At 39.9% G+C, this 20553-nt stretch carries 18 protein-coding genes; all 18 read right to left on the minus strand.

The annotated features are described in order from the left end of the window. Positions 1-9: 9 nt before the first annotated feature. On the minus strand, positions 10-1407 hold the full coding sequence (locus EEJ45_RS07840) for a hypothetical protein (protein WP_124564259.1): 1398 nt from the start codon (positions 1405-1407) through the stop codon (positions 10-12). Positions 1408-1462: 55 nt separating this feature from the next. Next, a complete protein-coding gene (locus EEJ45_RS07845) occupies positions 1463-2365 on the minus strand; it encodes an FTR1 family iron permease (RefSeq protein WP_124564427.1) in 903 nt (300 codons plus the stop codon). A gap of 18 nt (positions 2366-2383) precedes the next feature. Further along, positions 2384-3130: a hypothetical protein gene (locus EEJ45_RS07850; protein WP_124564260.1), complete on the minus strand. Its 747-nt coding sequence runs from the start codon at positions 3128-3130 to the stop codon at positions 2384-2386. 63 nt (positions 3131-3193) lie between these two features. Further along, a complete protein-coding gene (locus tag EEJ45_RS07855; RefSeq protein ID WP_124564261.1) occupies positions 3194-3937 on the minus strand; it encodes a glycosyltransferase family 2 protein in 744 nt (247 codons plus the stop codon). Beyond that, complete coding sequence (locus tag EEJ45_RS07860; RefSeq protein WP_124564262.1) at positions 3934-5373, minus strand: alkaline phosphatase family protein; 1440 nt, start codon at positions 5371-5373, stop codon at positions 3934-3936. The genes EEJ45_RS07855 and EEJ45_RS07860 overlap by 4 nt, the downstream gene beginning before the upstream one ends. Continuing rightward, positions 5361-6257, minus strand: a complete 897-nt coding sequence (locus tag EEJ45_RS07865) for a lysylphosphatidylglycerol synthase transmembrane domain-containing protein (RefSeq protein ID WP_124564263.1) — start codon at positions 6255-6257, stop codon at positions 5361-5363. Before EEJ45_RS07865 ends, EEJ45_RS07860 begins: the two co-directional genes overlap by 13 nt. After that, on the minus strand, positions 6241-7188 hold the full coding sequence (locus EEJ45_RS07870; protein ID WP_124564264.1) for an SDR family NAD(P)-dependent oxidoreductase: 948 nt from the start codon (positions 7186-7188) through the stop codon (positions 6241-6243). The genes EEJ45_RS07865 and EEJ45_RS07870 overlap by 17 nt, the downstream gene beginning before the upstream one ends. Before the next feature lie 69 nt (positions 7189-7257). Then, positions 7258-8439 (minus strand): hypothetical protein, encoded by a 1182-nt coding sequence (locus tag EEJ45_RS07875; protein ID WP_124564265.1) that lies wholly within the window; start codon positions 8437-8439, stop codon positions 7258-7260. Positions 8440-8743: 304 nt separating this feature from the next. Then, positions 8744-9058 (minus strand): thioredoxin, encoded by a 315-nt coding sequence (gene trxA / locus EEJ45_RS07880; RefSeq protein ID WP_124564266.1) that lies wholly within the window; start codon positions 9056-9058, stop codon positions 8744-8746. 160 nt (positions 9059-9218) lie between these two features. Then, on the minus strand, positions 9219-10193 hold the full coding sequence (locus EEJ45_RS07885; RefSeq protein WP_124564267.1) for an electron transfer flavoprotein subunit alpha/FixB family protein: 975 nt from the start codon (positions 10191-10193) through the stop codon (positions 9219-9221). Positions 10194-10212: 19 nt separating this feature from the next. Continuing rightward, on the minus strand, positions 10213-10986 hold the full coding sequence (locus tag EEJ45_RS07890) for an electron transfer flavoprotein subunit beta/FixA family protein (RefSeq protein ID WP_124564268.1): 774 nt from the start codon (positions 10984-10986) through the stop codon (positions 10213-10215). Positions 10987-11061: 75 nt separating this feature from the next. Beyond that, positions 11062-11835 (minus strand): enoyl-CoA hydratase, encoded by a 774-nt coding sequence (locus tag EEJ45_RS07895; RefSeq protein WP_124564269.1) that lies wholly within the window; start codon positions 11833-11835, stop codon positions 11062-11064. A gap of 13 nt (positions 11836-11848) precedes the next feature. After that, positions 11849-12436, minus strand: a complete 588-nt coding sequence (locus tag EEJ45_RS07900) for a fatty acid metabolism transcriptional regulator FadR (protein ID WP_124564270.1) — start codon at positions 12434-12436, stop codon at positions 11849-11851. Positions 12437-12541: 105 nt separating this feature from the next. Beyond that, positions 12542-14224, minus strand: coding sequence for an AMP-binding protein (locus tag EEJ45_RS07905; protein WP_124564271.1), 1683 nt, complete (start codon positions 14222-14224; stop codon positions 12542-12544). Between the two features lie 527 nt (positions 14225-14751). Beyond that, on the minus strand, positions 14752-15489 hold the full coding sequence (gene cas6 / locus EEJ45_RS07910) for a CRISPR-associated endoribonuclease Cas6 (protein WP_124564272.1): 738 nt from the start codon (positions 15487-15489) through the stop codon (positions 14752-14754). Between the two features lie 386 nt (positions 15490-15875). After that, on the minus strand, positions 15876-18233 hold the full coding sequence (locus EEJ45_RS07915) for an endonuclease MutS2 (RefSeq protein WP_124564273.1): 2358 nt from the start codon (positions 18231-18233) through the stop codon (positions 15876-15878). A 14-nt stretch (positions 18234-18247) separates the two neighbouring features. Next, positions 18248-19966: a DNA polymerase/3'-5' exonuclease PolX gene (polX, locus tag EEJ45_RS07920; RefSeq protein ID WP_124564274.1), complete on the minus strand. Its 1719-nt coding sequence runs from the start codon at positions 19964-19966 to the stop codon at positions 18248-18250. Between the two features lie 53 nt (positions 19967-20019). Continuing rightward, complete coding sequence (locus tag EEJ45_RS07925; RefSeq protein ID WP_124564275.1) at positions 20020-20553, minus strand: CvpA family protein; 534 nt, start codon at positions 20551-20553, stop codon at positions 20020-20022.

Raw genomic sequence — 20553 nt, forward strand, 5'->3', positions numbered from 1 at the left:
TATCGCCATTCACTTCTCATCCAACCGATACAGCGTAATATCACTGTAGATAGGGTCAAATAACGGATTGGAGCGGAATGTTTTTACTCTCTCTACCTGCGGCTGAATGCCTTGCGTTTGAAAGCCGCTCAGCAGATGATTCGTAACATATATTGTATCATGTTCGCGATACTTTTTATCTTGTAAAAAGTAGGCATACTGTTGCACGCGTTTATGTGTATACGGCACTTGTAGATATTCCATAACCCGCGTCTCCTCCCAAGTATACACAGTTGCTTCTCCTTGTATATACAGAGCTAGCTGATAGGTGGCCGGCAAGCTTGTTGCTTGTTCCCGAACTAGCATACCACCTACAGATGTTTGCAATAAAGCAATTACAATGAGCGGAACAACTGTAACGCGCGGCGAAGCTCTCAATATAAGCAACAATAATAATAAAACAAGTGGATAAGAGTGCCTTGGTTTATCAATATTTTGTGCAAGCAAATTCCATATGAAGTATGCGGAGAATAGAAGAAAAATTAATGCTTCTTGTTTAAAGTGTAGGCTTTGCCATTTCCATATGACTACAAGCAACAACAAAATAAATGCGCCTGCTACTAGAAAAGAGTGTGCAAATAGTCCTGTCCAAACAATATTTGTCCATACAAGATTTGCTATTCGGTGGAATATAGGATCATTCGTCGCTGTAGCAGCACCACCCCACTCTGTAAAGTGACCGCTCACAAAACCAAATGCAAGCTTTAGAAATCCATCTAAACCTCCCGTATTCCAAACGAGCGCACCAATCCAGATAAACTGCATTAAACCTGCTAGTACAACAAGGAATAAAACCTTAGCACCTCTTCTTTTCCAATCCGTATGCCAGAGCCAAAATAGTCCTGCTCCAAACGGTATGTACGATACTCGTATCCCCATTAATATCGCAAACAAAAACAGTGGTATAACTTGACACCAAAATGCTGCTTTTGCCCTTGCAATGTACAAGCTCCAAATATACCACCAAAGTATCGCAAGCGCCGTCCCCTCTGACATGGCTTGCGTGGCTAACACCGAAAGATAGCTGCCTGTTTGTAACACAACTGTAATCCATATCGCCAACTCTTTTGATACTCGTTGTCTGCAAATCAGATAGATAGGTACAGTAGCAGTAATAAGTAATATTGTATTTCCAATTGCCAGCGCTTCAGACGGGTTGTCGATCCATGTATGAATCAGCATCCCCATAAAGATAAAAAATGGATAACCAGGAAAGTGGGGTTGCATCATCGCTAAATCATAACGATCTAAGGCAAGGCTAAAATCCACCTCGTCCCAAGTCGCCGCAAACGGGCTAGCATACAACAAACGCAGCGTAAATGTTATCGCTAGCAACCCAACAGCCAACATAAATGATATCTTCTTCATTATTCTTTTTCCTCCCATGCCTAATATGAAAAAAGTACAAGGCGCGCCTTGTACTTTAGCTAACAGATCGATTTACTTGTGCTTTTTTCTCTTCAACCGGAGGCTTTTTTCCTGTCACAAGCATGTAGATCACAACAAAATATCCGAGATATACGATTACTTCTTCTATAGATGGCATAGAGGAGTAGCCAAGAAATGCCTTTAAGAAAATACCAATATCACCCGATAAAAGCGGTGCTACACCGTTATCTCGTAAATAATGCTCATAGTCGATTGGATGTTCTGGTAAGAACCAAGTGATATCATATACATGTGGCATCACGCTACCAAGCAACTTGATATCCTGTAGCATAGATACACCTTGCACCAAAAGTCCCGCCGCAATCATTACGATAAAAACACCAGTTACTTTAAAGAAGGTTTTTAGTGATACACGCATTGTTCCTTTAAAGAACATGTAAGCAACAACACTGGCAACAAGCAAACCGGAAACAGCACCCCAGCCTTGAAACGCAGCTCCAATATTTCCTCCAGTAATAGCGGCAAAAAAGAATACCGTTTCAACACCTTCACGAAGTACAACTAGAAAAGAGTGCACCACCATCCCGATTACGTTACCGGTGGTGATATAGTGACTCATTTTTCCTTCTACATTGGCTTTTATATTCTTACTGTGCTCAGCCATCCAAAATACCATTTGTGTCAATAATACCGCGGAAACAAAAATGATGCCAATCTTCAAATACATCTCGCTTCCCATCGCTGCAAAGCCCGTAAAGACAACTTGAAACAACAGCGCGACAAGAAAGCTGGCTAACACTGCCATACCGGCGCCAAGCCATACGTATTTCACAAACTTTTTATTATCTGTTCTTTTAAGGTATGTGGTAATAATTCCTACGATAAGCAATGCTTCGAGTACTTCACGGAATGTAATGAGAAACGCTTGAAGTTGCATCATTCTTCCTCCTTACTGTTATCTTCTTCTGCGAATCGCATATGTAATTAAAGCCACTAACAGCGCTACAATTACAATGATTGGTAGCCAGTTTTTTACACTTGATAAATCTGTCCATTCTGTTTTTTCGGCTGCTTCTGTACTTTCCGACTTTTCGTCAAAATGACCGACTTTATAGTCCTTTATATGAAACTCTTTCTTTAGTTCATCTAAAATAATCTTTTTACTCGCAACAAAAGCGTCTTTATTTGCTTCTTTTTGTCCAACTCCAAACAGTCCGGGATTCCCCATCGCTTCCAATGCTTTATTGAATTCATCACGCATTTTTGTATCCAGAGCTTTATCTTTGGCTGCTACAAGGGGCGAAAGTGCTTCATATGTCGCAAAAGCCTTTGCCAACAAACGCTTGCTCGTATCGTAATCTGTAAACTTTTGCTCGACATTTTCAAGACGTCGACCAATATTAAGCGCTAGAATACTTTGCATATCTGTAAGAAGTAGCTCTTTATCTTCTTTTTCAAAAGCCTTTTCAATTGCTTTTGAAGGAGCCGACCCCATGTGCTGATCGATTTCTTCTTGTACAGTACTATAAATCTCTTTTGCCGCCTTATAATTTGGCGGGTTTTCATCAAGCTTAATTGCCATCTCCTTATAAGCTTCCGCAATTTTTTCTTCATTCGGGTTGCCGTAAGAATAAGCAAATGTACTTGTATGTATAGAAAATAGTGATAAGAAAGTCAAAATTCCGACTATTATTTTTTTCATTTTTGCATCTCCCTTCACTGAAAATGATAATAATTATCACTAAAAAAGTCAAGATGAGAAACCTCATCTTGCATTCTTTTCTTCTATGCTACGCTCTCCCCACGCCGTATACGGAACTGGCCTGCGCATCTCCTTCCAAATGCCTGGCAAAACAGAAGTCATATACTTACCAAATTTAATAAATGATTGTCCCGCTGTTCTTACTTTATAGGTAATTGGCACCTCTTTCATCCGAAAGCCTTTTCGTACAAGATTTAGTGTCAGAACTTGCGCATAATTATAATCATGAATAATTTCTGCATGCTCCATGGCCTCTCTGGAAAAAGCACGCATGCCGGATTGTCCATCATAAATCCATCTACCAAGCAAGATTGACTGCAATAACGTAAAGCAATAGTTACCGAGACGGCGATGTAGTTTCATACCAGTAATAGTGCCTAAAAAGCGAGACCCCATTACATAATCCGCTTCGCCTCGTAGAATGGGTCGTACAATATTTGGAATCTCTTCGGCAGGATATTCATTATCCGCATCTATCATAACGCCCACTGTGGCATCCAATAGACAGCAATGTGCTAAACCAGCACGGACAGCTGCACCTAGTCCTTGATTCACTGGGAATGAAACGATATGATCTGCCCCTGCCGCTTTTGCCACCGAAACTGTTTGGTCAGTAGAACCGTCATCAATAACTAGAATCTCCACTACCACTTTATCATCAAAATGTCTAGGGATACGGTAAATTACCTCGGCAATAGAGGCTTCCTCGTTATGCGCCGGCAAAAAAACAATAACCCGTTGTGTCATTTTCTTACAACTCCTTCTGCTAAAACAGGACCACGACTGTGAGAAGGATACGGAGCACCTAGCATATATGCAATCGTAGGAGCCACAGACACCAAACTATGTCGCTCCTCTACTCGTATACCCCCTTTTACATTGGCACCATACATAAAGAATGGCACAATACGCTCTCCTTCATCGAGATGACCATGCCCACCAATGCCGTCAGCTTGTCCATGGTCGGCACAAATAATAAAGGTTGTATTCTCAGCTTTTCCTGTTTGCTCTAAATGTTCAATAAAGTCCTTCACATGTTGATCTGCTTCGTGTATCTTTTGCAAATATTCATCATACAATACACCTCGGCTATGTCCTGTTTGATCTGTAGAGATAAGCTGCACAATAAACAAGTCCGGATCTTGCTCATCCATAATTTGTTTTGCTTTTTTCATAATTTGTGCATCTACGATATCATTTTTCATCACCGCTGTATAGGTTTCTACGTCTGTGCCAAACGCATCCACTAAATGAGCAACTGCCAGCATCTTGCCTCGTTTTCCAATCTTTCGCAATGAATCAAAAATACTTTCCACTTTCACACCTAAGCTCCAAACCATATTGGATTTGATTCCATGCTCAAAGGAATAAGTGCCCGTGAACATGGAGGAAAAGCATACGACTGTGCGTGCTGGATACACAGTTTCCATATTTGTATATTCCGTACCATTTTTACGTAAATAATCTAAGTATGGTGTGTCCGCTGCTTCAAAGCGGTCTTTTCGCATACCGTCAATTACAATAACAACAACCTTCTCACTAAGAGCTTCTCCAATCGCCATATTGCTTGTATAGGTGTCAATTGGTTTTGGTTTCCAGTCAAATAAATAACGATGTAAGACAACTGTATATACGATTACACACCCGTAGAATAAAACGAGCTGTTGCCACTGCAATTCCATATTGCCACTTGCAAAACGTTCGAAATAATAATACCACACGGACAAAAGTAACAAAAATTTTGGCATCTGCTCCTGTGCGTTTCCACTTGTTGAATCACTATTTTTCAGCACTAGCTTCCAGAAACGCGTAAAGTTTAACCAAGATGTACCTATTCGTAAGTGATAATAAAATGTGCCCCAAAAGAAAATGGTAAAGAAAAAGTATAATCCCATTGCAAATAATAAAAGTGGTATATTTACTGTTTTAAACATAATGACATATGCAACAAATGGCAACCATAGATAATTTCGTAAGAACAAAGGAAAATCGTATATATAATACAATACAAATAATGGTATAACGAGCAGTAAGCTGCTAAACAAGGCGGTCCAATCGCTCATTGTATATAAAATAAATGTCCCAATGACAAATATGGGTGTAAACGGCTTTCCCTCATTTAATAAATTCCAGCAGCGTGCTGCTGTTTTTTCAAATTTTGATGCCTTTTTTACTTGCTCCACCTTTTTTCTCCTCTCTGTAGCCAATACTTTGTAAATTGTATTGGAAATACAACCAACACAATGACTCCTGTTACATATGAAAAGATGAACTTAAACCCATGGCTCAGCAAAGCCCACTCATAGCCGTCACGAGCCGCTACTCCAATTATGCCGAGCGCAAATGTCATCACAGTTTCATAGGTACCGATGCCACCCGGTGTAAATTGGAATACCTGCCCGGCAATTGTTATACTATTAACCCAAATCGCTTCCCAAATTGTAAGAGATGCAAGTGTATAGATAATAGCAGCTTCCGCTACCCAGCTACCTATTGTTAACAAGAGTATAAATACACCCGTTTGGCTAAATAATACTTCCTTTATATTCATGACATGGCTGGCAACAAAACGGGGTGACCGCCAAAGCATTACCCCTGCCGTCATGCCCATTAGAACCAATACAATTCCTGCTGTTATACTTATTTGCTCGTTCCATAGAAAGATTGCCCCCATGCCTGCAATGACAACCAAAACCAATAAATCAAGCGTACGAAGTACAATCACAGATTGCAATGCCACTGCCCAAGAAACACGGCCCTTCTTTGTCACGGCAGCAACACGTACCATATCACCCGCCTTCACAGGCGATAAATGATTAAAAAGCAAGCTGTAGCATAAGCCAGCCAACGCTTCTCCCAACGTAATGGTATTGCGTAAGTATAAACGCCAGGCATAAGCTCGCAGGACAAATGCAAACGCATAACCAATTGTCATCCAAAATAATGCCTCCATGCTCAGCAGTTGCTGGAGTTTGTTCGTAAGAGACTGCATATCAAATAGCATCATTGACATCCATAAAAAAATGCATACGAGGAGAAATCCAATTATTCTAAAGAAGGTACGCATGTTCACGAGCCCATGCGACGGTTCGTCGCAGTCCTTCTGCAAAAGATATGCGCGGTTCGTATCCGAGTTGTTGGCGAGCGTTTGTTAAATCCGCCCATGTCGAAGTGACATCACCCATTCGTTCTTGTTCATATATCACGTTCATTTCGGGAAAATATTTCTTCAATTCAATCAATACATCTTTCATAAGTACAGGCGCATCTGAACCAATATTAAAAGTGCCGCTCTTGTTTACGTATAATGTGCGGCATATTCCTTCCACAATATCATCAATATACGTATAGTCCCGGCCCGTTCCTGCCCCAAATATATGCAAAGGTTCTCCCTTTTGAAGCTTACGTAAAAAACTTCCGATAGCCATATCAGGTCTACCCCACGGCCCATACACTGTAAAAAAGCGCAAAATATTAAGCTGAAAACCGTACATATGCTGATATGCATAGCACATTGCTTCCCCGCTGTATTTAGATGCAGCATACGGTGATAGCAATCGTCCGTCTGCCATATCCTCTCGAAGTGGCACACCTGCTTTTTCACCGTACACAGAGGATGACGATGCAAAGACGACTTGTTTTACCTTATGCTTTCCTGCAGCACTTAAAATATTGATTGTTCCCTTTACATTAATGTCTACATAATGATGCGGATCTTGAAGTGAAAGTTGCACACCTGGCAGTCCCGCCAAATGAACAATTACATCCGGCTTTTCTTTACCGATAAGTGCCTCCAAATATAAAGCATCTAAAATGTCACACTCATAAAAGTCTACATTTTTGTATTGCAAGGCACGAGAGAGTTGTTCTTGCTTTCGCTGTCTTGAATAATAGGGGTGGAAATTATCTAGTACTATGATTTCCGCATGTTCTTTTGCAAGACCGATCGCTAGATGACTTCCAATAAAACCTGCCCCACCTGTTATCATGATTTTCATAAATATCCCTCCGCCATTACCGTAACAAAAAGAAGAAACCTTGTCCAAAACAAGGTTTGCTTCTTTTTGTTATTTCGCTGTCTGTACTACTTTATTTAACACAGGCTCCAATGTAGCCATTGCTTGATCAGCTTTTGTTTTATCTTTCGCTTTTATTGCATCAATATATGCTTGTGCTGCAGCACGAAGACTTGTTGCCTCGGACTCTCCCAGCAATGTTTTCAAATCTTTCTCAATTACATTGATAAACAATGCACCTTCTAGTCCTGTAATTACACCTTTATCTTGACCGAAGTTTTCCTTGCTTTCTTTATACTCGGCAAGAGCAATCTTTGCAAACCCACGTACAAATGCTTTATTTACTGCATTTGCATCAATCGTTTTTACATCTGTTTGCAAATCAAACTGCTTTGCAATTACATCAGCTTCTTCGCTCGCATGTTTTTTTACGTATGGATACACTGCTTGATAAAATGCCCATCCCTCAGCTTGCTGCACTTTTGCTTCTTTTTCATCTTGTTTCGCTGTTTGAGCAGCTTTCGTTGCATAGCCGTTTTGCAGATCTCCTGCAGCTAGATAGAATGTTTTCATCAACGTTTTATCAACAAGCTGTTTACCAAGCGCAAATGCTAACTTATCACCTTTTTCAATTGCATTCTTCATCTCTGTAAAGCCTGCATCAATGGTTTCTTTCATATTTGTACCGTTTGCCGTATCACGTTTTACAACTGTTCCTTCAATTGCTTTATAGAAATTAACAGCTTCGTTATACTCTTCGTTTACTTCCTCTTTGTTACCCCAGTTTTCATCAATCTCTTTGAATTCATGACGCATTGTTTGGAAGAACTCTTTTTGCAATAACTTATCAAATATTTGCTTTACAACCATACCTTCCATCTGCTTATTTTTACCAGCTTCTAATGCAGCTGTAATTGTTTGATCAATTTTTTCATCAAACTCCGCATCACGCTTTTGTACTAAGATTTGTAATTTTTCTTTATATAATGTCATTACTTTATCAAAATCAACCGGTTGACCTGCTTTTGCTTTTTCTAGCTCTGCAGCACCGTCTTTATATGCTTGAATTATTTCTGCTTCTGTTAAAGAAGGCGTAGCTTTCTCTTCTGCTTTTTTCTCTGTTTTTGCCGCCTGCTTTGGCTCTGCTTTTTGCGCTGCTTCTTCTTTTCCGCAGCCCGCAAATAATAATGATGCTACTGCCGCTGCAGATAATACCTTCCACTTGACTGACATATTGTACGTCCCCCTGTTACATAAGTGATAATGATTTTCATTTCAACTGTTTACATTATAAAAGAGAAGGATTCTCATTGTCAACGACATTTTTGAAAATAGTTTCATCATTAGTGCTCCCTTAATTGAAGCAGGGGTTGCTAAGAACACAATGCCTTCTCTCGTACCGATAGCTCTAATTCAAACAATGCGCTCGGCATGTCGATACAAAGTAATAGTTCCTTTTAATAACTAAGCGTCATCAAGGTTTCTGTCATGAGGAACCGAATTTCAAAAAAAACAGCGGCCAATAGGCCGCCTTGTATTACAGATGTTTAGACACCAATTCAACTAAAGCTTCTTTTGGTTTGAAGCCCAACGTTTTATCAACAACTTTGCCGTCTTTCATTACAAATAATGAAGGAATGCTCATTACCTCAAATTTTCCAGCTGTTTCTTGATTTTCATCCACATCTACTTTTACAATCTTCACTTTTTCGCCCATTTCAGCAGCAAGCTCTTCTAGAACAGGAGCAATCATTTTACAAGGTCCGCACCATGGTGCCCAAAAGTCTACCAGTACTACACCGTTTTCTGTTTCTGCTGTGAATGTTTGATCAGTTGCATTTACAATTGCCATTGTTTGTTCCTCCTTTAAGGTTATTCTATAGAAGAGTATAACATTCTCTTCTTGCTGTGGCGAATATTATGTATTGTCCCTCATAAAACCACTCTTATACGAAGCGAAAGCGAGAAGCAGGGGACTTCTCGCTTTCATATGATTAGGGGTAATGCACAAATTAAGAATGTACTTTTAGCTTTTTAAATTCTTCTGTTAGTAGCGGTACAACTTCAAATAAGTCGCCTACGATACCATAATCTGCTACCTTGAAGATGTTTGCTTCCGGGTCTTTGTTGATTGCAACAATCACTTTGGAGTTGGACATACCAGCTAAGTGCTGAATTGCCCCGGAGATACCGCAAGCAATGTATAAATCTGGTGTAACTACTTTACCCGTTTGCCCAATTTGTAGAGAGTAATCGCAATATTCAGCATCACACGCACCGCGTGAAGCACCTACTGCAGCACCCAATACGTTCGCCAATTCCTGAAGTGGCTTGAACCCTTCTGCACTTTTCACGCCGCGACCACCAGCAATAACAACCTTAGCCTCAGATAAGTCAACGCCTTCTGCAGCTTTACGAACCACTTCTTTGATAATTGTTCGCAAATCTTTAATATCCACAGATAAAGAGGTTACCTCACCTGTACGAGACAGATCTTGTGCCAATGGCTGGATATTATTTGGACGAATTGTCGCAAACACAATGCCCTCTGTAATAATTTTTTTCTCAAAGGCTTTACCTGAATAGATTGGACGCGTGAACACTACATTACCGCCAACTACTTCAAGTGCGGTTACATCAGAAACAAGACCTGCATCAAGCTTTGCTGCTAATTTTGGCGAAAGATCTTTTCCTAAAGCCGTGTGACCAAATACGATCCCGCCAGGTTGTTCAGCTTCTACTGCCGCCAATACCGCTTGTGCATAGCCGTCTGATGTATATGCTTTTAATTTTGCATCTTCAATCGTAATAACGCGGTCTGCACCATATGTAATTAAACTTTGTGCCAAAGGTGCAATTCCTTCTCCTACTAAAAGTCCTACTACTTCGCCGCCCTCTGCAATTGTTTTGGCAGCTGCAACTGCTTCAAAAGACACGTTTCTTAAAGAACCGTCGCGTACTTCACCCATTACTAATACTTTGCGCATGTGTTTCGCCTCCTGTTAATTAAATGACTTTCGCTTCTGTGTGCAACAATGCAACCAGCTCTTTTACTTGATCTTGCAAATCTCCTTGCAATACTTTACCTGCATCCTTTTGCGGTGGAAGATATACTTCAATCGTTTTTGTTTTGGCTTCAACATCGGCTTCTTCCAGATCTAAATCATCAAGCTCAACTTCAGCAAGCGGCTTTTTCTTTGCCTTCATAATGCCTGGTAAAGATGGATAACGCGGCTCATTCAATCCCTGCTGTGCAGTCACTAAAATAGGAAGAGAAGATTCAATTATTTCCGTATCACCCTCTACATCTCGCTCAATTGTTACTTTCGTTCCTTCAATTGTAAGTTTGGTAATTGTTGTTACATACGGAATACCTAGGGCTTCTGCTACACGAGGTCCTACCTGTCCAGATGCACCGTCGATGGCAACGTTACCTCCTAGGATTAAATCGGCATTTTTATCCTTTAAGAACTCAGCTAATACTTTTGCTGTTGTATATTGATCACGGTTTTCCACGTCATCTTCCACATTGATTAAAACGGCTTTATCACAGCCCATTGCCAATGCTGTGCGTAGCTCTTTTTCCGCATCTTCGCCGCCTACCGTAACAACCGTTACCTCGCCGCCTTGTGCGTCTCGTACTTGAATCGCTTCTTCAATGGCATATTCGTCGTACGGGTTAATAATGAATTCTGCTTCTCCCTCATAGATCTCACCGTTTTTAATCACAATCTTTTCTTCTGTATCAAACGTTCTTTTCATCAGTACGTAGATATTCATGATATATCCCCCTTAATATTTAAACATTGTATCAATTTTAATTTTTCAGTCTTTTTTGACTAAAAAAAGAACCCCTTATTTGCCGCTGAATACAGGTTTACGTTTTTCCAAAAAGGCTGCCACACCCTCTTTACCATCTTCTGTGGTAAACACTTCGCCGAACATGCCCGCTTCTTGCACTACACCTTCGTAATACTCAGATGTTTTCGTCGTTTGCAACAAAGCAAGTGTTGCACTCACAGAAGCTGGGCTTTTGGTTGCTATTTTTCTAGCTAATTGTAAGGCTTCGTCCATCACATGCTCTGCAGGGTGCGCACTGTTTGCCAATCCCCATTTCACAGCTTCAGCGCCCGTAATGGGTTCCCCTGTAAGCATCATTTCTAGAGCCTTTGCTCTGCCCACATAACGCGGCAGACGCTGCGTACCTGCGAATCCTGGAATTAAACCTAAGTTTAATTCTGGCAACCCAATTTTTGCATCTTCCGCTACAATTCGCATATGGCAAGACATCGCAAATTCTAGTCCGCCGCCAAGAGCAGCACCGTGAATCGCAGCGATAACAGGTTTTGAAAAGCGCTCAATGCGTTCAAATACATCCTGTCCCTGCTTCGCTAGCGCAGCAGCTTGCTCTGCATCGCCAATTGAAACGAATTCACGAATGTCCGCGCCAGCAGAAAAGAACCTACCTTCTCCATGTACAAGAACCACACGTACAGCATCATTTTTTTCTAATGCATTAAATACTTCCGTAAGTTCTTTAAAGACTTGTGTAGACATGGCATTTGCAGGCTGATGATTAATTTTCACCACCGCTACGTGCTTTTCAACAACCGTTGACAGAAAGTCCATATACGTTCCTCCTTTAATTTCGGTTTTCAAAAGCTCGTACTAAAAGCTCATGAACCGTTGTAGAAAGAGCGACAAGATTATATTTATGATCGCTCATCACCCAGTTGGTCACCACTTCATCGATTGAACCGAACACCATTTGTCTTGCAACACGAATATTTAAATCCTCGCGAAACTCTTGCTTTTCCACTCCAATTCGCAAAATTTCATCAATGACTTGTAAATATCCTTTAAGTACTTCATTGATTTTTAGACGCAAATCCTTATTAGACTGACGGAGTTCAAGCTGTGTTACAATAGCCAAATGAAGATTTTCCGAAAGCAAAGTGAAGTGTGTTTCTACCAACATTAATAACTTCTCTACAGCGCTTTCAATTCCTGCCGTTTTGAGTCGAATGGTATCGATAAACTCGCCCATTTTTTCTTGAAAAAGAGATATTAAAATATCTTCTTTATTTTTAAAGTATAAGTAAATGGTACCGTCAGCTACACCAGCTTGCTTCGCAATCTTAGAAACTTGTGCCTGATGGTAGCCATTTTCTGCAACTACAATAACAGCTGCATCAATAATTTGATTATATTTTGGTTTATTTTTTTTCACTTTTACTGTCTCCTTTTAGAACATGAATGAATCATCATTCATAACTTAATGATACTGACAATTTTATATATTGTCAATCATATATTAATAGAAAAAGGGGCTTTATCAGCCCAGTTTCTCATCCTTATTTTTTTGAATTTCCTCTTCAATGAGAGCTCTTCTTAAAATTTTTCCAATCATCGTTTTAGGTAGCTCTGTACGAAACTCATATACTTTTGGCACTTTGTAGGCAGCTAGGTATTTACGGGCATATTGATCAATTTCCTCTATTGTGCACGTTACACCTTCTTTTAATACAACGTAAGCTTTTACCGTTTCACCACGATACGGATCTGGAATGCCAACAACAACAACTTCACGAACTTTTTCATGTTCGTATAATACTTCTTCAACCTCGCGAGGATAAATATTAAACCCACTTGCTACAATCATATCTTTTTTCCTGTCTACCACATAGAAGAATCCTTCTTCATCCATATAACCGACATCACCTGTATGCAGCCAGCCATCGCGTAGCGTTTCGGCTGTGGCCTCCGGTCGATTCCAGTATCCTTTCATGATTTGCGGTCCTTTTACAACAATTTCTCCAATTTCATGCACAGAAAGAGGCTCACCGGTTTCTAATGAAATTACTTTGGCATCAGTATTAGGCCAAGGTACACCGATGCTACCTGGTACTCGTTTTGCCCATAGAAAGTTGCTGTGTGTCACTGGCGAAGACTCTGTTAAACCATAGCCTTCTACCAGCTTTCCGCCCGTGATCTTCTCAAACTGCTCTTGTACCTCTACAGGCAATGCCGCAGAACCGCTAATACAAGCACGTACGGAAGATATATCATATTGTTGTAATTTAGGATGATTTAACAAGGCAATGTACATTGTAGGCGCACCAGGGAATAACGTAACCTTATGCTTTTTAATTGCCTTCAACATAGCTTCTACATCAAATTTAGGAATAAGAATCATTTGATACGCCTGCATGATAGAAATATTCATCACTGCCGTCATACCATACACATGGAAAAATGGTAAAGCACCAAGAACAACTTCCTCTCCGGGCACACAATTATATAGCCAATAAATCCCCATAACTGTATTTGATACTAAGTTTTGATGAGTTAACATAACACCCTTAGGAAATCCTGTTGTCCCCCCTGTATATTGTAACAGGGCTAAGTCTTCTGCAGGGTTACATGGCACCTCCTGGAGTTTTCCTGGCGTCATCGCGGATTTCCACAAATGAATATCATCTGTTTCTACAATATTCACTACGATTTTTGTTTGTTTTTTCTGGATGAAAGGATAGAGAAGATTTTTTGGGAAGGGTAAAAAATCAGCAATGCTGGTAAAGATGAGATGTTCTAACGCTGTATGACTCTTGACATTTGTAACTTTTGGATACAACAGATCTAAACATAAGATAGCCTTAGCTCCTGCATCCTTTAATTGATATTCAAGCTCGCGCTCTGTATACAAAGGATTGGTTTGCACCACAATGGCACCCGCCAAAAGCGCACCGTAATATCCAATTATACCTTGTGGACAGTTTGGAAGCATGATTGCAACACGATCACCTTTTTGTATACCAAGCATTTGTAAATATGCTGCGAATCGTTCAGCCTTTTCCAAAACCTCTTGAAATGTTAAACTCTTACCCATGAAATGAAGCGCTTTCTTTTTAGGATACTTTAACGCCGTATCACGCAAATATTGATGCAATGGCTTTAAATCATACGAGATTGTATGAGGAATTTCCTTAGGATAGCTACTAAGCCATGGTTTTTCCATATATACTTCCCTCCTATATCTGTTTACTCGGTAATAGTATATCATATGAAACAGATATTTATCATAACATTCCGAATAAAAAGATATTTTCATGAAGGTGCCTAACAGGAAGTTTGATCCAGTTTTCAAACCAGCAAGCTCACAGCCTACATTTCAATTGTTGATCAAAAAATTTCTTGCATCAATAAACAAAAATTATTTTCACATGATTTATACAGACACACAAAAAAAAAGCACATCATGTGCTTTTTTAAATGAGAACTATAGTTATCTTTTCTATAGAGACGACTATAATGTTAAACTTGTCTCATATTAGAAAAATCCTGAACAGGTAAGATAAAAAAACAGAAATAAATAAGAAAATAAGATAATGTTACATTCTCAATTTAACATGATATTTTCATATTTTCAATGGTATTATTTTCACAAACTGTATCAGTCTATATTCTCATTACATTACTTTCCTCATAACCCTAGCCTACTATTTCCTAAAAATGAAAAGAGCTTGCCAAAGCAAGCTACTTTTCTTATTCTACAATCTCAAACATCCCAAAACCTTGTGAATTTCTCCCCCCAATGCCAGTGTCATATGCAAATGCAAGCTGCTCCGGCGATGATTCAATCTCGAATTTACCAAGCCATCCTGTAATGATATGTCCTTTAAAGGTTGTAACCACTTTATATTTATCCAATATTTGTAAAGGTTTAATAACAAAAGGATGCTCCGGACGTTTGCCGTGATAAGCTTCATATTTATTTTCAAAATTGGATTCAATAAGTACAGGAAACACTGGGTCTAGCGGCTGAAAGTAATGTGTTTTTTTTCGATCCTCTTTTTCATATGTGCTATAAACAGTAACTGGTGAAAGCATTTCAATTTTATATGTGTTCTTTTCAAGTTTCGTGCGCTGAATTTCAAGCTTTTCTACCGTCAACACTTGCCCGTGCAATTGAATCGTTTCTGAAAACATAAGGTATTCCGCCAATTGCTGAATTAGAGTCTCTAATACACTGCTTACGTGCCATGTAATAGTATCCGTAAACTCTATTTTCTTTTGTTTAATTAAGATACGATGCATACCTGATAAACGACTAAATGTAAATAACTTAAACGTTCGATTTCCTTTTTGAAATCCTACTTCATGCAAAAAATCAGCAAAGTGAGGCGATGTTAGAGAACGATATAAAAAGCCTTGTAGCACATATTGATAATTTAAAGGTAAGTGCAAAGTTTTTTGTGGCTTAAACGTAACGGATAGTCTCATAAAAGTTATTTCCCCTCTTAAACCATTCATCCAAAGTGAATATCGCATATATAGAGAATAGATATTCTTAAAAAAGAACTAAATCATTTAAAATAATCGAATGAACATGGTTTATATCGCTATGTAGTATTCTGAGGTTCCCCATAAAGAACAAAAAGATAAAATATGTAACACATTTGATGTTAGCAAATATATCTTAATTTGTAAATACAAATTATATAATGAAGAGGTATTAAAATAACAAAAAGGACACCTCATTCCGGTGTCCCTTCCCATACTTGACACTATAGCGCCAAGTATACAATCCCCCATACTACGAAAATGCCGCACAGAATCATAAGCACCTTCGCTAATTTGTCCATAAACATCCCAATTTCCCCTTTTGATTATTTCAGTTCAACGACGGTCACTCCGAGGCCACCTTCGCCCATATCACCGTAACGAAATCCTTTTACACCGCGATGTGTTTTTAAAGCAGCCTGTACTCCTTGTCGCAATGCACCTGTTCCTTTCCCGTGAATGATGGAAACACGTGGATATCCCGCAAGCATTGCATCATCTAAGTATTTTTCTACACGATGCATCGCGTCTTCGTAACGTTCACCACGAAGATCGAGCTCTAAGCTGACATGATAATCCTTTCCTTTAACAGTCGCAAGCGGCTTTTTCTCTACTTGCTTCGGACTGCTCATATATTCCATATCACTCTCTTTTACTTTCATTTTTAAAATGCCAATTTGTACATTCCACTCTGAATCGTTGACACGCTCCAACAGCTGACCTTTTTGACCAAATGTTAGTACTTTCACTTCATCACCTTCCCGAAGAACACGCTTAGAAGGTGTCTTAGCTGGTTTTACTTCTTTCTTAACAAGGGTTGGCGCGGCAGCATCTAAACGACTTTTCGCCTCAATTAACTCATGTTCTTTCAAATTAGCAAGCTGCGCTTTTTGCAACTGGCGAAGTTCGCGAATAACTTCCTCTGCTTCTTTTTTGGCCTCTTCAACCTTCGCTTCCGCTTCTTGTTGTGCTTTCAATAGCATTTTGTCACGTTCTTCATTAAATTCAATAATTTGCTGCTGCAGTTGTTTATGAAGTTTTTCTGATTGCTTACGCAGCTCTTCGGCTTCCTTCCATTCTTCTTCTGCGCTGCGCTTACTTTCTTCTAGCTTCGCAATCATATTTTCTACTTTGTTTGTATCTGTTCCGATATATCCGCGCGCTCTAGTAATAATACGATCAGCAAGTCCCAAGCGTTTAGAAATTTCAAAGGCATTGCTTCGACCAGGCACACCCAGCAATAATTTATATGTCGGACTCAATGTATTTACATCAAATTCTACACTCGCATTTACAACCTTTTCACGGTTATATCCGTACGCTTTCAACTCTGGATAGTGCGTGGTTGCGATGACACGCGCACCGCGGTTATGAACTTCATCTAAGATAGAGATTGCTAAAGCCGCTCCCTCTTGCGGGTCAGTTCCAGCGCCCAGTTCGTCAAATAACACAAGGCTTTGAAAATCCGCTTGTTCTAAAATATCAACAATATTGACCATATGAGAAGAGAAAGTACTTAAGCTCTGCTCAATGGACTGCTCATCACCAATATCAGCAAACACATGCTGAAACACACAAATCTCCGAGCCATCGAGCGCCGGTATTTGTAAACCAGATTGCGCCATTAATACACTTAAACCAATTGTTTTAAGAGTGACTGTTTTACCACCCGTATTTGGTCCTGTAATAACGATTGTCGTAAAATCACCGCCAAGCTCCACATCGTTCGCGACAACAACGTCCATTGGGATAAGAGGATGACGCGCCTTAAACAGCTTGAGGTAGCGATTATTATTAAGTTTGGGCTTAGATGCCTTTAGTCGCTTGGCATACGCGGCTTTTGCAAACAAGAAGTCCAATTCAGCAAGTACTTCTACATTTTCTAAAATGATTTCACTGTCATTGGCAACTTCCGCCGTCAGCATAAGCAAAATGCGTTCAATTTCTTGCTTTTCCTTAACTCGTGCTTCTTGCAGCGTGTTATTTAAATCTACTACTACCTGTGGCTCAATAAATAGGGTTTGACCAGAAGCCGACTGATCATGAATAATGCCGCCATATACATTGCGATACTCCTGCTTAACAGGAATAACATAGCGGTCATTACGAATCGTAACGATGGCATCGGATAACATTTTGGAAGCATTTGAAGAACGCACCATGTTTTCTAGCTTTTCCCGAATACGTCCTTCCGCACCACGAATTTGGCCGCGAATCACACGCAGCTTTTCACTTGCACTATCAAGCACTTCTCCACCATCGCCAATACAAGCGTTAATACTTTTCTCCAATGCTTGCAATGAAATTAATCGATCTGCATAAGTGGACAAAATCGGCAAATCCTCACCATTTTCCACTAAATCCTCAATAAATTGCTTCATTTGACGGCTGCCGTACAACGTTGTGGATATATCGAGCAGTTCATTTGGATGCAACATACTGCCAATCACAGCTCGCTTTACCTGCGCCCTTATATCGGAAACGCCACCGAGCGGAGCATGCCCTTTTAAGCGTAGCACAGTTGCTCCTTCGTCTGTCGCATTCTGTAGCCATACGACTTCTTCATAATCGGTGCTTGGCAATAATTCTCTTACTTTCTCTCTTCCTAACGATGACGCAACGTGCTCCATCAGCTGTTCTTTTACTTTGTCATATTCTAAAACGCGTAACGTTCGTTGCAACATTCGTATACTCCTCCCTACTTGTGCCGGCGAAGAAATGTCATTAATTTCTCTGTATCCCATGTATTAATTACAGTGTCTTTCCGGATCCAACCTTTTTTAGCGGCAGCTACACCAATCTCTAAATCTTCTAGCATGTCAAGTGTATGCGCATCTGTGTTAATGGCAATTTTAACGCCGGCTTCTTGCGCTTTCCATAATAACTCTGCACTTAAGTCCAAGCGCTGCGGATTTGCATTCAATTCCAATACAGTATCCGTTTCTTTCGCTAGTTGTATAAGCAACTCCGTGTCTACATCATACCCCTCACGTCTTCCAATTAGACGACCAGTCGGATGTGCAATCATAGTAACATGTGCATTTTCAACAGCAGCTCGTAATCTTTTCATAATCGTTTCACGGTCTTGCGAGAAGGATGAATGAATAGCACCAATGACAAAATCAAGCTCCTGCAATACTTCGTCATCAAAATCCAATGTTCCATCTGGTAAAATATCCATTTCAACACCACGAAAAATGGTGATATCCGGATATTTTTCATTAATACGACGAATTTCTTCACCTTGCTCACGCAAGCGTTCTTTCGTAAGACCATTTGCCACTTTTAAATATTGTGAGTGATCGGTAATTGCCATGTATCGATACCCCCGCGCCAAACAGGCTTGTACCATTTCTTCAATAGAAAAGGCACCGTCACTCCAAGCTGTGTGCATATGCAAATCGCCTTTTATATCTTCAAGTTCTACTAGGTCATTGTAATCTTGTATACGTTCAATTTCTTTTCCATCTTCACGCACCTCAGGCGGAATGAACGGCAAGCCAAAGTGTGCAAAAAAGGCTTCTTCTGACTCAAAAGTTAGTACTTCACCAGTATGTAAGTTTTCCACACCATACTCGCTGATTTTTTCGTCTTTAGTCTTTGCAATTTGTCTCATACGAACATTATGATCTTTTGAACCAGTGAAATGATGTAGTGTGGTAATAAATTCTTTTGGTTGTACTAAGCGAAAGTCGACCGAAATATCGTATTCATACTGCAAACGAACAGACACCTTAGTATCACCGCTTGCAATTACCTCTACAATATGATTCAACTGCAATAAACAATCCCGAACTACCCCTGGTGCTTCTGTAGCAATAATAAAATCTAAATCTTTTACTGTTTCACGGACGCGACGTAAACTACCAGCACGTGAGAAGCGCTGAATTTCGGGAATTTCTGACAACTTTCGTTCTATTTCCTCGGCAATAGGTAGTACAAACGCAATCGGCAAACGTTCTGGTCTTGTGCCAAACTGCGCAATTGCTTCCAAAATCTTTTCCTCTGTTTTCTTTCCAAATCCCGCTAACTCTTGTACCTTCTGTGCCTCACACACCTCTTTCAAGGTAGCAATATCCACTACACCTAATTCTTTATATAATTTAGCCAGCTTTTTACCCCCAAGTCCTGGAAGCTTTAAAAGAGGAACCAGTCCTGCTGGTACTTCCTCTTTTAGTTCATTCAAAATCGCAGAAGTACCACTTTCCATAAACTCAACGATTACAGCGGCAGTTCCTTTACCAATACCGCTTATCTTTGTAAAATCTTCAATCGCTGACAAACTACGCTCATCATTTTCCAGTGCAGCAGCAGCTTTGCGGAACGCTGCAATTTTAAATGGATTTTCACCCTTTAATTCCATATATAAAGCTATTGTTTCGAGAAGCCCGATAACTTCTTTTTTATTTGTAAACATTGCGCTCACCCCTTTTTATCATAGAAAAAACTTCCCTTTATGAAAAAGAGAAGCTACACTCTATCTCCGTACGCCCACAATTCTTTTACTTTATCAGAGAGCACAGGTGTATTATCTGCAATGATTTGGCAAAGAGCCGATTGCTGAATTGAGGCTTGTACTTCTTGAATGGGCAATAATGTGCCAATTAAAATTAGTACAAATAACACAATATAAATCTCGACTACACCTAAAACGGCGCCTCCCAATGCATTCGCTTGCTTAAGAACTGGAATTTGTGCAAACATATTTAGTAAGTGCCCAATTAGAGACAAAGAGATTTTTGTTACGAAAAATAAAATTACAAAAGCTATACCACGATAAAATACTTCTTCTACGCCTCCCTCTTCTAACCATATAGGAGCAGCAGTTGTTAAGGGATACGGAATAACTTCTCGAAGCATAGGCGCTACATCATCACAATACATATAGGCCACAAAATAGGCGGCGATAAAGCCAATCAGCCTTACTGCTTGCAAAATTAAACCTCGTTTTAATCCAACGATGAAACCAAGTAACAGCAAGGCTATGATAAGTAAATCAATCAT

Source organism: Ectobacillus antri (genome assembly GCF_003852715.1).
Taxonomy (GTDB): Bacteria; Bacillota; Bacilli; order Bacillales; family Bacillaceae_G; genus Ectobacillus; species Ectobacillus antri.